The organism is Streptomyces gilvosporeus (assembly GCF_002082195.1).
In the GTDB taxonomy this organism is placed as follows: Bacteria; Actinomycetota; Actinomycetes; order Streptomycetales; family Streptomycetaceae; genus Streptomyces; species Streptomyces gilvosporeus.
Genome location: NZ_CP020569.1, coordinates 6919537 through 6935013, shown reverse-complemented (window position 1 = coordinate 6935013; position 15477 = coordinate 6919537). Strand labels below are relative to the sequence as shown.

Below are 15477 nucleotides of genomic sequence, written 5' to 3'. Positions count from 1 at the left end.
CGGGCATCGCGGCGCGCGGCACAACGGGCCTCATGAGATGCCGAATTCCTTGCCGAGGAGGTCGAACATCTCCTCGTCGTCCGCGTCCTGGAGGACGTCGGCGATCCCGTCGCCGCCGTCCCGCGTGTCCTCGGTCCCGGCCAGGCCCGCGAGCATCGCCTCAAGCCGGGCGACCAGCCGGCCACGCTCGCGGTCGTCCTGCGCAGCGGCCGTCAGCCGCCCGGCGAGCCGGTCCAGCTCCGCGACGAGGGCCGTGGCGCCCTCCCCCGCGGGGCCGTCCCCGCCGGAGAGTTCGGCGGCGAGGTGCTCGGCCAGGCCGACCGGGCTCGGGTGGTCGAAGACCAGCGTGGCCGCGAGCCGCAGGCCGGTCGCCGTACCGAGCCGGTTGCGCAGTTCCACCGCGCTCAGCGAGTCGAAGCCCAGCTCGCGGAAGGCCCGTCCGGGGTCGATCTCGCCGGTCGTCGCGAACCCGAGCACCGCGGCGATCTCCGTACGGACCAGATCGAGCAGCGCGGCCTGCCGCTGTGCGGCGTCCAGCCCCGCGAGCCGGGCCCGCAGATCGCCGTCCTGCGCGGCCCCGGCGGCCACCCGGCGGGTCCGGGCGGGAACCAGCGCGGCCAGCAGCGGCGGCAGCACACCCGACCGGCGCAGGGCGGGCAGGTCCAGCCGGACCGGCACCACCACGGCGCGGTCCGCGCCGAGCGCCGCATCGAACAGCGCGAGCCCCTCCGCCTCGGACAGCGCGCCGACACCGGAGCGTTCGGCCCGCCGCGAGTCGTCCTCGCTCAGCGTGGCGGCCATGCCCACGGACCGCTCCCACATGCCCCAGGCGATCGAGGTCGCCGGGAGTCCCGCCGTCCGCCGGTGCGCCGCCAGTGCGTCCAGATAGGCGTTGGCCGCCGCGTAGTTGGCCTGGCCCGCGGCGCCGAAGACACCGGCGGCGGACGAGAACAGCACGAACGCCGACAACTTCCGCTCCCGCGTCAGCTCGTGCAGATGCCAGGCCGCATCCGCCTTCGGCCGCAGCACGCCGTCGATCCGCCCGGGGGTCAGGGAGCCCACGACGCCGTCGTCCAGCACCCCGGCCGTGTGCACCACGGCCGAGACCTCGACGTCCGCCAGCACACCGGCCAGCGCCTCCCGGTCGGCGACATCACACGCCGCCACCGACACCGAGGCTCCCGAAGCCTCCAGCTCGGCCACCAGTTCCGCGGCCCCGGGCGCAGCCGCGCCCCGACGGCTCAGCAGCAGCAGCTCCCGCACCCCGTGCTCGGCCACCGCATGCCGCGCCACCAAGGCGCCCAGGCCGCCGGTGCCACCGGTGATCACCACCGTGCCGGTCCCCAGGCCGGACGCCGGACCGGTGCCGTCCGGATGCGTCCGGTGGCGGGCCAGCCGCGGTACATACAGCGCCTCGTCACGGACGGCGACCTCCGGCTCGGCCGAGCCGACGGCGGCGACCAGGGTGGCCGCGGAGATCCGGCCCGCCCGGTCGATGAGGCCGAAGCGCCCGGGGTTCTCCGACTCCGCGGACCGGACCAGGCCCCGGACCGCCGCCCCCGCCAGGTCCCCGACACCGTCCTCGGGGCCCGCGGCCACCGCATGCCGGGTGACGAACACCAGCCGCGCCGCGGCGAACCGCTCCTCGACGAGCCAGTCCTGCACCAGGCCGAGGGCGTCCCGGGTCGCTTCCCGTACGTCGGCGAGGGGATCGGGGGACGGTGTGCCGTCGAGCGGTACCAACACCACGTCCGGCACATCCACCGCGAAGTCGGCCGGCGTGGCGCCGGTGGTCACGGTGCCGCCGGCCTCCTTCACCAGACCGGCCAGTTCATGGCCGGCATCGGCAAGCACGCCCCACCTTCCGGCCTGCCGGTGCTCACCCGGCAGCGGCAGCCAGTCGAGACGGAACAGCGCATCGGCCGCGGTATCGCGCTGCCCGGCCGCGACCGGCCGCAGCGTCAGCGAGCCGACCGAGGCGACCGGGGCGCCCGAACCGTCCGCGACGTCCAAGGACACCGCATCCGCTCCGGCGCCGGCGACCCGGACCCGCAGCGCGGTCGCACCGGTGGCGTACAGACTCACCTGCGACCAGGAGAACGGCAGCCGCGCCGACTCGTCGTCGAAGAAGCCGCCCAGCCCGACGGTGTGCAGCGCCGCGTCCAGCAGCGCCGGATGCAGCCCGAATCCGCCGACGTCGGTGCCGTCCGGCAACGCGATCTCCGCGAACACCTCGCTGCCGCGCCGCCAGGCCCGCTGGAGGCCCTGGAACACCGGCCCGTACCGTAGCCCGACCCGCTCCAGGTCGGCGTACAGGTCCTCGGTACCGATCCGTTCGGCCTCGGCCGGCGGCCACTGCCGCAGTTCCGTACCGGAATCCGCGCCGCGTCCGAGCGTTCCGGTGGCGTGGCACGTCCAGGGCTCGTCGGCGACCGCGTCGTCGGCGCGGGAGTGGATGGTGACCTCATGGCGGCCGGAGTCGTCCGGCTCGCCGACGACGACGCGCAGCGCGATCCGGCCCGCGCCGGACAGGACGAGCGGTGCCGCGAGGGTCAGCTCGTCGAGGCGGTCGCAGCCGACCTCGTCGCCGGCGCGCAGCGCCAGGTCGACGAACGCGGTGCCGGGCAGCAGGACGTCGTCCAGGACGGCGTGGCCGTCGAGCCACGGGTGCGCGGCGAGCGAGAGCCGCCCGGTGAGGACGACGCCGCCGGAGTCCGGCAGGGACACCACCGCACCGATCAGCGGGTGCCCGGCGGCGCTCTGGCCGGCCGCGGCCACGTCGCCGGCGCCCGGGGCGTCGGAGAGCCAGAAGTGCCGGTGCTCGAAGGCATACGTCGGCAGGTCCACGGTGGCCGCCCCGGCGGGCAGCACCCGCGGCCAGTCGAGTTCGACGCCATGGGCGTGGGCCTCCGCCAGCGCGCCGGTGAAGCTCAGCGCCTCGTCGCGGTCGGCCCGGACGGTGGGCAGGAAGACGGCGCCTGCGGGGTCCACACAGTCCTGGGCCATGCCCGACAGGACACCGTCCGGCCCGATCTCCAGGAATATCGACGCACCCTGCTCCGCCAGATACCCCATACCGTCCGCGAAACGAACCGCCGCACGCACATGCTCGACCCAATACCCGGCCGAGAACACCGCCGGCCGACCCGTCACATTCGATACGACAGGAACGGCAGCCTCGCCATACGAGATCCGCTCCGCAACCGCCCGGAACTCCGCCACCATCGGCTCCATCAACGGCGAATGGAACGCATGACTCACCGTCAGCCGACGCGTCCTACGGCCGCGCGCCCGCCACTCGTCAGCAATCCCCAGCACAGCCTCCGCCACACCGGAAACCACCACCGACCGCGGACCATTGACCGCAGCAACCCCCACCTCACCCTCACAACCCGCCAACAACGGCAGCACCTCGTCCTCCGACGCCTCCACCGCCACCATCGCCCCACCCTCAGGCAACGCCTCCATCAACCGACCACGCGCAGCAACCAACGCCGCCGCATCACCCAGCGACAACACCCCCGCCACATGCGCCGCAGCCAACTCCCCCACCGAATGCCCCACCAAGAAGTCCGGCCGCACACCCCACGACTCCACCAACCGGAACAACGCCACCTCGAACGCAAACAACGCAGGCTGCGTAAAGCCCGTACGATCCAGCACTCCGCCGTCGTCACCCGTCACACCGAAGACGACATCCCGCACCGGACGCTCAACAAACTCGTCCAGCACCGCACACACCTCATCGAACGCCGCACGGAACACCGGGAACACGCCATACAACTCCCGGCCCATACCGACCCGCTGACTCCCCTGCCCCGCGAACAGGAACGCCACCTTCCCGCCCGTGGCGGACACCACGGGGGCGCGCCCGTCCGCGACCGCGGCCAGCCCGGCCAGCAGGTCCGCGCGGTCGGTGCCGACCACGGTGCTGCGGTACGGGAAGCGGTGCCGGGTCGTCGCCAGCGACAACGCGACGTCCGCAGGGTCGAGTTCGGCAGCGCGGCCGAGCAGCCGGGCGGCCTGGGCGCGGACCGCGGCCTCGGTACGCCCCGACACGATCCAGGGCACGACCCGGCCCGCGGACTCCGGGGCCGGGTCCGGCTCGGGGGCCGGGTCCGGGGCCGGGCCCTGTTCGAGGACGATATGCGCATTGGTGCCGCTGACGCCGAACGAGGACACCCCCGCCCGCCGCGGCCGGCCCGCCTCCGGCCACTCCCGCGCCTCCGTCAACAACTCCACCGCGCCGGCCGACCAGTCCACATGCGCCGACGGCTCATCCACATGCAGCGTCTTCGGCAGCACACCGTGCCGCATCGCCAGCACCATCTTGATCACACCCGCCACACCCGCGGCTGCCTGCGTATGACCGAGGTTCGACTTGACGGAGCCGAGCCAGAGCGGACGGTCCGCGGGCCGGTCCTTACCATAGGTCGCCAGCAACGCCTGCGCCTCGATCGGATCCCCCAACGTCGTCCCCGTACCGTGCGCCTCCACCACATCGACATCCGCCGTGGTCAGCCGGGCGTCGGTGAGCGCGCTGCGGATCACCCGCTGCTGCGAGGGGCCGTTCGGGGCGGTCAGCCCGTTCGAGGCGCCGTCCTGGTTCACCGCCGATCCCCGCATGACGGCGAGCACCTGGTGCCCGTTGCGCCGGGCGTCCGAGAGCCGTTCCACCAGCAGCACACCGATGCCCTCGGACCAGCCGGTGCCGCTCGCCGATGCGGCGAACGACCGGCAGCGGCCGTCGGCCGCCAGGCCGCGCTGGCGGGAGAAGTTCACAAAGGTGTCCGGCGTCGCCATGACGGTGACCCCGCCGGCCAGCGCCATCCGGCACTCGCCGCGGCGCAGCGCCTGCGCCGCCAGGTGCAGTGCGACCAGCGACGACGAGCACGCCGTGTCGACCGTGACCGCGGGTCCCTCGAAGCCGAAGGTGTAGGAGATCCGGCCCGATACGACGCTGCTGGACGCGCCGGTGCTGAGGAATCCCTCCAGCTCGTCCGGGATGTGGCGCAGCCGGGTCGCGTAGTCGTGGTACATCACGCCGGCGAAGACGCCGACCTGCTCGCCGCGCAGGGTGGCCGGATCGATCCCGGCCCGCTCCAGCGTCTCCCAGGAGACCTCCAGCAGCAGCCGCTGCTGCGGGTCCATCGCCAGCGCCTCACGCGGCGAGATCCCGAAGAACTGCGGGTCGAACTCGGCGGCGCCGTGCAGGAAGCCGCCCTCGTTGCTGGTGGAGGTGCCGGGGTGGTCGGGGTCCGGGTGGAAGAGGCTGTCGAGTTCCCAGCCCCGGTCGACCGGGAACGGCGAGATCGCATCGCCGCCCGCGGAGAGGAGGTTCCACAGGTCCTCGGGGGACGCCACACCGCCGGGGTACCGGCAGCCCATGGCGACGATCGCGATCGGCTCGTCGGCCGCGGCCGCGGTCACGGCGGGTACCGGCGGTGCGGCGGGCTCCTGGCCGCTGAACAGTTCGGCGATCAGGTGGTCCGCGAGCCGCTGCGGCGTGGGGTGGTCGAAGACCACCGTGGCGGACAGCCGCAGGCCGGCCGCGGCGCCGAGCTGGTTGCGCAGCTCCACCCCGGTCAGGGAGTCGAAGCCGAGGTCCTGGAACGCGCGGTCCGGTGCGATGGCGTCCGGGCCGGCGAAGCCCAGGACGGCGGCGACCTGGGTGCGTACGAGGTCGAGCGCCGCCGTCCGGCGGCCGTGCGGGTCCAGGGCGGTGAGGCGCCCGGCGAAGCCGGAGTCCGGGCCGGCCGGGCCCGCGCCGGTGACCGCCCGCCGCTTCGGGGCCCGTACGAGGGCGCGCAGGAGGGCGGGTACGGTCCGGCCGCGCAGGGCCGCCAGGTCCAGCCGCAGCGCGACGGACAGCGCACCGTCACCGGCGACCGCGGCGTCGAACAGCGCCAGACCCTCCCGTTCGGTCAGTCCGCTCGCCCCGGAACGTGCCATCCGCGAACGGTCGGCATCCGCGAGCGCGCCGGTCATCGCGCTGGCCGCGGCGCCCCACAGCCCCCAGGCGATCGACGTCGCGGGCAGTCCCGCCGCCCGCCGGTGCGCCGCCAGCGCATCGAGATAGGCGTTGGCCGCGGCGTAGTTGGCCTGGCCGGGGTTGCCGAAGACACCGGCGGCGGACGAGAACAGCACGAATGCCGAGAGGTCCTTCTCCCGCGTCAGCTCGTGCAGATGCCAGGCCGCATCCGCCTTCGGCCGCAATACGGTGTCGATCCGCCCGGGGGTCAGGGAGCCCACGACGCCGTCGTCCAGCACCCCCGCCGTGTGCACCACAGCCGAGATGTCGACGTCCGCCAGCACACCGGCCAGCGCCTCCCGGTCGGCCACGTCACAGGCCACAACCGACACCGTCGCACCCAGCTCCGCCAACTCGGCCACCAGCGCGGCCGCTTCGGGTGCATCCGCCCCGCGGCGGCTCAGCAGCAGCAGCTCCCGCACGCCGTGCTCGGCCACCACATGCCGCGCGACCAGGGCGCCCAGCGCCCCGGTGCCACCGGTGACGACCACCGTGCCCGAACCGAAGGACGGCTTCCGGTCGGTGACGGCCCTACGGACCAGCCGCGGCGCCCGGAACTCCCCCGCACGCAGCACCAGTTCGTCCTCATCGGTGGTGAGCGCCGCGGCCACCAGGTCCGCAGCGATCTCGCCGACCTCCTGGTCGCAGTCCAGCAGCAGGAACCGCCCCGGGTTCTCCTGGGCCGCCGAGCGGACCAGCCCTCGGACGGCCGCGGTCGCCAGGTCCACCGGTGCGCCACCGGACTCCACCGCGTTGCGGGTGAGCACGACCAGACGCGCCTCGGCGAACCTGTCGTCGGCCAGCCATTCCTGAAGGTGTGTCAGTACTGCCGCCAGTTTGCCGCGCACGGCTTCGGGATCCGCGCCGTCACCCACCACGGGCAGCACCAGCGCATCGACCGGGGCCGGCACATCCGCCAGACCCGGATATCCCGGTAGTTCGCCGGTGGGCGCACCGAGGACGGCGACGGTCGCGGAGGCGCCCGATGCGGCCGATACCTCGGTCCATGCCAGGTCATGCAGCAGACCGGCCGCCGGGGCGGCGGCCGGGGTGCCGGTCACCTCGCGGAAGCGCAGCGCCTCGACCGAGGCCACCGGGGCTCCGGTGCCGTCGGCCACCGTGACGGCGACCGTGTCCGGCCCGTCGGCCGCCAGGCGCACCCGCAGCGCCGTCGCACCGGCCGCCCGCAGGGTCACACCGGACCACGCGAACGGCACCCGGGGCCGGTCGTCGGTGAAGAACCCGCCCAGCCCGACGGCGTGCAGCGCGGCGTCCAGCAGCGCCGGATGCAGACCGAACGCCTGCGCATCCGCGTGCGCGTCGGCCGGCAGGGCGACCTCGGCGAACACCTCGTCGCCGCGCCGCCAGGCCCGCTGGAGGCCCTGGAACACCGGCCCGTAGCGGAACCCGTGCTCGGCCGAGACCGCGTACAGGTCGGTGGTGTCGAGAACTTCGGCGTCCGCAGGCGGCCAGGCCGTGAGTTCGGCGTCACCGCCGAGGTCGGGTTCGGCGGCCGCGAGCAGACCGGTGGCGTGGGCGGTCCACGGCTCCTCCGGCAACGCGTCCGCGGGCCGTGCGTGAACGGTCAGTTCCCGTCGGCCGTCCGACCCGGCCTCGCCGACCACCACGCGGAGATCGACGCCGCCGTCCCCGGTAAGGACGAGCGGTGCCGCGAGGGTCAGCTCGTCGAGGCGGTCGCAGCCGACCTCGTCGCCGGCGCGCAGCGCCAGGTCGACGAACGCGGTGCCGGGCAGCAGGACGTCGTCCAGCACGACGTGCTCCGCCAGCCAGGGCCGGTTCCGCAGCGAGAGGCGGCCGGTGAGCACCACACCGTCGGATGCGGGCAGCGCGACCACGGCGCCGAGCAGCGGATGCGCCGCCGCGCCGAGCCCGGCGGTGGTCACATCGCCGTCCGCGGTCGCGGGCGCGAGCCAGTAGTGCTCGCGCTGGAAGGCGTAGGTCGGCAGCTCGACCCGCCGCGCGGGGCGCCCGGCGAACACCTCGTCCCAGTCCAGCGGTACGCCGCGGACGGCGAGCCGGGCGAGCGCGGTGACGGCGGCGGGCACCTCGGGGCGGTCGCCGCGCAGTACGGGGACGAACGCCGCGTCCTCGGCATCCACACAGTCCTGGGCCATGCCCGACAGGACACCGTCCGGCCCGATCTCCAGGAATATCGACGCACCCTGCTCCGCCAGATACCCCATACCGTCCGCGAAACGAACCGCCGCACGCACATGCTCGACCCAATACCCGGCCGAGAACACCGCCGGCCGACCCGTCACATTCGATACGACAGGAACGGCAGCCTCGCCATACGAGATCCGCTCCGCAACCGCCCGGAACTCCGCCACCATCGGCTCCATCAACGGCGAATGAAACGCATGACTCACCGTCAGCCGACGCGTTCTACGGCCGCGCGCCCGCCACTCGTCAGCAATCCCCAGCACAGCCTCCGCCACACCGGAAACCACCACCGACCGCGGACCATTGACCGCAGCAACCCCCACCTCACCCTCACAACCCACCAACAACGGCAGCACCTCGTCCTCCGACGCCTCCACCGCCACCATCGCCCCACCCTCAGGCAACGCCTCCATCAACCGACCACGCGCAGCAACCAACGCCGCCGCATCACCCAGCGACAACACCCCCGCCACATGCGCCGCAGCCAACTCCCCCACCGAATGCCCCACCAAGAAGTCCGGCCGCACACCCCACGACTCCACCAACCGGAACAACGCCACCTCGAACGCAAACAACGCAGGCTGCGTAAAGCCCGTACGATCCAGCACTCCACTGCCGTCACCCGTCACACCGAAGACGACATCCCGCACCGGACGCTCAACAAACTCGTCCAGCACCGCACACACCTCATCGAACGCCGCACGGAACACCGGGAACACGTCATACAACTCCCGGCCCATACCGACTCGCTGACTCCCCTGCCCCGCGAACAGGAACGCCACCTTCCCGCCCGACGGGGTACCGGAGATCACCCCCGGCCCGGCGGTCGTGCCCTGTGCCACCGCTGTCAGTGCGGCGAGCAGTTCGCCGCGGTCGGCCGCGACGACGGCCGTCCGCCGGTCGAAGGCGGTGCGGGTCGTCGCCAGCGCATGGCCGATCCCGGCCGGATGGAGGTCGGGCCGCTCGGTCAGCCAGGTGGCCAGCCGCTCGGCCTGGCCGCGCAGCGCGGCGTCCGAGGCGGCGGAGAGCAGCAGCGGTACCGGAAGTCCGGTGTCGTCGGCGGTGGGCTCGTCGGCGAACTCGCTTACTGGATCGCCTTGTTCGAGGACGATATGCGCATTGGTGCCGCTGACGCCGAACGAGGACACCCCCGCCCGCCGCGGCCGGTCCGCCTCCGGCCACTCCCGGGTCTCCGTCAACAACTCCACCGCGCCGGCCGACCAGTCCACATGCGGCGACGGCTCATCCACATGCAGCGTCTTCGGCAGCACACCGTGCCGCATCGCCAGCACCATCTTGATCACACCCGCCACACCGGCAGCGGTCTGGGTGTGCCCGATGTTGGACTTGACGGAGCCGAGCCAGAGCGGACGGTCCGCGGGCCGGTCCTGACCGTAGGTCGCCAGCAACGCCTGCGCCTCGATCGGATCCCCCAGCGTCGTCCCCGTACCGTGCGCCTCCACCACATCGACATCCGCCGTGGTCAGCCGGGCGTTGGCGAGGGCGTCGCGGATCACCCGCTGCTGCGAGGGGCCGTTGGGCGCACTGATGCCGTTGGAGGCGCCGTCGGAGTTGACCGCCGAACCACGCAGCACGGCGAGCACGGTGTGCCCCGCACGGCGGGCGTCGGAGAGGCGTTCGAGCAGCACCAGGCCGACGCCCTCACCCCAGCCCGTGCCGTCGGCCGCCGCCGCGAACGGCTTGCAGCGGCCGTCGGGAGCCATCCCCCGCTGGCGCGAGAACTCCACGAACGCCCCCGGGCTCGCCATCACGGCGACCCCGCCGGCCAGCGCCGCGGTGCACTCGCCCTGGCGCAGGGACTGCGCGGCAAGGTGCAGCGCGACCAGTGACGACGAGCACGCCGTGTCGATGGTGAGGGCCGGGCCTTCGAAGCCGAAGGTGTAGGAGATCCGGCCGGAGACGACGGACGTCTGCCCGCCGGTGACGAAGTACCCTTCGCCGCCTTCGGGGATCTCGTAGCCCTCGGCGCCGTACCCCTGGGCGCTCGCGCCGATGAAGACACCGGTGCGGCTGCCGCGGAGCGTGGCCGGATCGATCCCGGCCCGCTCCAGGGTCTCCCAGGCCGCTTCGAGCAGCAGTCGCTGCTGCGGGTCCATCGCCAGCGCCTCACGCGGCGAGATCCCGAAGAAGGTCGGGTCGAAGGCCCCGGCGTCGTGGACGAAGGCGCCTTCGCGGGTGTAGGTCGTGCCGGAGTGGTCCGGGTCGGGGTGGTAGATCCCGTCGAGGTCCCAGCCCCGGTCCTCCGGGAAGCCGCCCATGGTGTCGACGCCCGACCGTATGAGGTCCCACAGCTGCTCGGGGGAGTCGGCGCCGCCCGGGAAGCGGCAGCCCATCGCGACGATCGCGATCGGCTCGTCGGCCACCGCGGCGGTGCCGGTCGCGGTCGAGGCAGTCGGGACAGTCGCGTCGTCGGCCACCTGCGCGACGAGGTACTCCGCGACGTCGGCGGCGCTGGGGTAGTCGAAGACCAGGGTGGCCGGCAGCCGCAGGCCGGTGACCGCGCCCAGACGGTTGCGGACCTCGACCGCGGTGAGCGAGTCGAACCCGAGGTCGCGGAAGGCGCGTTGCGGTGCGATCGCCGAGGCGTCCGGGTGGCCGAGCACGGCGGCGGCGTGCTCCCGTACGAGCGCGAGCACCAGGTCCGCCCGGTCGGCCTCGGCCACGTCCCGCAGCCGCGCGGCGAGCGCCGAGGTCTCACCGGACGGCTCCGGGTCGGCGGCGAGCTTGCGTACCTCGGGCAGGTCGGCGATCAGCGGCCGTGGGCGGGTGGCGGTGAAGGCCGGGGCGAACCGCTCCCAGTCGACGTCGGCGACCGCGACGAAGGTGTCGTCGTGCTCGACGGCGTGCACCAGCGCCTTGACCGCCGTGGTCGCGGCCATGGGGCGCAGCCCGCGCAGCCGGACGTAGTCCTGGCCGCCCGGGTCGGCGAGCCCGCTGTCGCCCGCCCACAGTCCCCAGGCGATCGAGGTGGCGGTGAGCCCGCGGGCGCGGCGCTGTTCGGCCAGCGCGTCGAGGGCGGCGTTGGCCGCGGCGTAGGCGCCCTGGCCGCCGCCGCCCCACACGCCGGCGTTGGAGGAGAACAGGACGAACGCGTCCAGCGGGGTGTCCGCCAGCAGCTCGTCGAGGTTCCGGGCACCGGTGACCTTGCCCTCGGCGGCGTAGGCGAGGTCGGCGAGGCCGCTGTCGTCGAGCGCGACGACGTCGGCGACACCCGCCGTGTGCACCACGGCGGTCAGCGGGGCGTCGGTCGGGAGGCCGTCGAGGAGCGCGGCGAGCGCGGCGCGGTCGGCGACATCGCACGCCGCGAGGGTGACCCGGCTGCCGAGGGCGGTCAACTCGTCGCGCAGGGCCGGGGCGCCGGGCGCGGACTCGCCGCGGCGGCTGGTGAGGACGAGGTGCTCGGCGCCGTGGGCGGCGAGCCAGCGGGCGACCTGCGCGCCGAGGGCTCCGGTACCGCCCGTGACGAGCACCGTGCCGCGCGGCGTCCACGACCGGGCGGGCGCCGCGGCGGACCGCGCGTGCGCCAGCCGCCGGAGCCAGACTCCGTCCGCCCGCACCGCGATCTGGTCCTCGTCACCGCCGGCCGCGAGCACGGCGGCGAGCCGGGCGGCACTGCGGTCGTCGAGGTCGCTGCCGGCCGGAAGGTCGATCAGCCCGCCCCAGCGTGCGGCGTGCTCCAGGCCGACGACCCGGCCCAGGCCCCAGAGTTGTGCCTGGGCGAGCGACGGGGCGGGGTCGGTCCCGGTGACGCGGACGGCGTGATCGGTGAGGATCCACAGAGGAGCGTCGATCCCGGCGTCACCGACCGCCTGGACCAGGGTGAGCGTGCCGGCCAACCCGGACGGCACGGCGGGACGGTCAGGGTGCGGTGCGTGGTCGGCACCGAGGAGGGAGAGCACACCCCGGATCTCGCCGACAGCGGCGTCGGTGTGCTCGGCTGCGGCGCCGTCGACCGCGGTGACTTCGGCTGCGGTGGCGTTGACCGCGGTGGCTTCGCGAAGGAGCGCGGCGAGGGCGGTGCGGTCGGTGTCGGCAGCCCGCCAGTCCACCGGCACGACCGTGGCGCCGAAGCCGGCCAGCGCCGTACGGACCTGCTCGCCGGCGCCGGGCTCGGCCACCACCAGCCACGTACCCTCCAGCGAGAGCGGCTCGGCCTCGTCCCAGCGCCGCCACGTCACGTCGTACCGCCAGGAGTCGACGGCGGCCCGGTCGTGGCGTTCCCGCCGCCAGTTCACCAGCACCGGCAGGACGGAACGGACGAGATGCTGCTGCTCCTCGCCGGTCAGCCCGAGCTCGGCGCTGAGCGTGTCGAGGTCCTCCCGCTCCACGGCGTCCCAGAACCGGGCGTCGGCCGGGTCGGCGAACACCTCGTCCAGCTGCTCGGATTCCAGCCAGTAGTGCTGGTGTTGGAAGGGGTAGGTGGGCAGATCGACGGTTGCCGCCCCGGCCGGGAGGATCCCCGCCCAGTCGACGTCGGCACCATGGGCGAACGCCTCACCGGCCGACGTCAGGAACCGGGCCCAACCACCCTCGTCACGACGCAAGGTGCCCACAGCAGGCACGTCCTGGATCGCGAACGTCAGCACCGGATGCGGGCTGACCTCCACGAACAGGCCAAAGCCCTGCTCGGCGAGGGCCGACGTCGCCGTCTCGAACTCCACCGTCTGACGCAGATTGCGGTGCCAGTACGCCGCATCCATCGTGGAGGTGTCCAGCCAGTCACCCGTCACCGTCGACAGCAACGGAACAGCCGACTCCCGCGGCCGGATCGACGACAGAACCTCCAGGAGTTCGTCACGAAGGACGTCCACCTGCGCGGAATGCGAGGCGTAGTCCACCGCGATGCGACGCGCCCGGACACCCTCCGCCTCACACGCGGCCATCAACCGGTCCAGCGCCCCCGGCTCGCCCGAGACCACCACCGACGACGGGCCGTTCACCGCCGCGATCGATATCGACTCGCCCCAGGCAGCGATCTCCCGGACCGCCTCCACACCCAGGGCGACCGACACCATCCCGCCACGGCCGGCCAGCGTGCGAGCGATCGCCTGCGACCGCAGCACCACCACCCGCGCCGCATCCTCCAACGACAACGCCCCGGCCACGTATGCCGCGGCAATCTCCCCCTGCGAATGACCCACCACCGCCGCCGGCTCCACGCCCACCGAACGCCACACCGCCGCCAACGACACCATCACCGCAAACAGCACCGGCTGGACCACATCCACCCGGCTCAGCAACTCCTCGTCTCCGAGGGCTTCATCCAACGACCAGTCCACCAACCCCTCGAACGCCCGGCCACACTCGGCCAACGCCTCCGCAAACACCGGCGACTGCACCACCAACTCACGCGCCATCCCCACCCACTGCGCCCCCTGACCCGGGAACACAAACACCACACCCGCACCAACAGACCCACCGGAGCCACCAACGACCCCGTCGGCCACCCCCGCAAGCTGCTCGACGAGCGCTTCCCGGCTCTCGCCCACCACCACCGCACGGTGATCAAAGACCGAACGCGAACGCACCAACGACGCGGCCACATCCACCGGAGACGCCCCCGGCGCCTCACTCACCCACTCCGCCAACCGCGCAGCCTGCTCCCGCAACGCCACACCCGACCGAGCCGACACCACCCACGGCACCACACCACCGGCCACCGGCTCATCACCCACCGACGCCTGCTCATCAACCTCTGGCGCCTGCTCCAACACCACATGCGCATTCGTCCCACTGATGCCGAACGACGACACCCCGGCCCGGCGCGGCCGGTCCGTCTCCGGCCACTCCCGCGCCTCCGTCAGCAGCTCGACCGCCCCCGACGCCCAGTCCACCTGCGCCGACGGCGCATCCACATGCAACGTCTTCGGCAGCACACCATGCCGCAGCGCCATCACCATCTTGATGACACCACCGACACCCGCCGCAGCCTGGGCGTGCCCGATGTTGGACTTCAACGACCCCAGCCACAACGGGTGTTCGGGCGACCGGCCCTGCCCGTAGGTCGCCAGCAACGCCTGCGCCTCGATCGGGTCGCCCAACGTCGTACCGGTGCCATGCGCCTCCACCACATCGACATCCGCCGTGGTCAGCCGGGCATCGGCCAACGCCGCCCGGATCACCCGCTCCTGGGCGGGGCCGTTGGGCGCGGTGAGGCCGCTGCTGGCGCCGTCCTGGTTGACGGCGGTGCCGCGGACGACGGCCAGGACCCGGTGCCCCAGCCGTTCGGCGTCCGACAGCCGCTCCAGCAGGAGGATTCCGGCCCCTTCGGAGAAGCCGGCCCCGTCGGCCGCGTCGGCGAAGGACTTGCAGCGGCCGTCTGCGGCGAGGCCGCGCTGGCGGCTCAGCTCGATGAAGATATCCGCGGTGGGCAGCACGGTCGCGCCGCCGGCCAGGGCCATGGTGCACTCACCGCGCCGCAGCGACTGGACCGCCAGATGCAAGGTGACCAGCGACGACGAGCAGGCGGTGTCCACGCTGATCGCGGGCCCCTCAAGGCCGAGAACGTAGGAGATCCGGCCCGAGGCCACACTGTAGGTGTTGCCGTTGCCGATGTATCCCTCGATCTCGCCGGGGATGGAGTCCAGCCGGGACGCGTAGTCCTGGTACATGAGGCCGGCGAACACCCCGGTAGCGGTCCCGCGCAGCGTGGCCGGGTCGATTCCGGCGTGCTCGCAGGCCTCCCAGGCGGTTTCGAGCAGGATCCGCTGCTGCGGGTCCATCGCCAGGGCCTCCCGCGGCGAGATGCCGAAGAACTCCGCGTCGAATCCGGCCGCGTCATCGAGGAATCCGCCGCCGCGGGCGTAGTACTTGCCGACGCTGTCGGGGTCCGGGTCGTACAGCTCGGCGGGGTCCCAGCCGCGGTCGGTGGGGAAGTCACCGATGGCGTCCGTCTCGCCGAGGATCAGCTGCCACAGTTCCTGCGGTGTGCCGACCCCACCCGGATAGCGGCAGGCCATACCGACGATCGCGATCGGCTCATCCGCCCGGGACTCCACTTCGTGCAGGCGGCGGCGGGTCTGGGTCAGATCGGCCGTGACCCGCTTCAGGTAGTCGCGAAGCTTCTGCTCGTTCTGCATGGTGCATGTACCTCGTCGTCGTCGGCAGGCAGAGGACCGCGGGTCCGAAGACCGCAGGTCGGATGACCCGGCCAGGGCCCAAGAGGTCAGGTCAGGGATGGTCAGGGATGGTCAGGATCAGCTTTGTCGGGGTGCCTGATCTTGCACACCCCTAGCTGCCCC

At 73.3% G+C, this 15477-nt stretch carries 1 protein-coding gene; it reads right to left on the bottom strand.

All coding sequences use genetic code 11. The features are described 5' to 3' along the window. Positions 1–30: 30 nt before the first annotated feature. Positions 31–15372 carry a type I polyketide synthase gene (locus B1H19_RS30745; RefSeq protein ID WP_472573299.1) on the bottom strand — a complete coding sequence of 5114 codons (15342 nt, stop codon included), beginning with the start codon at positions 15370–15372 and terminating at the stop codon, positions 31–33. Positions 15373–15477 lie beyond the last annotated feature (105 nt).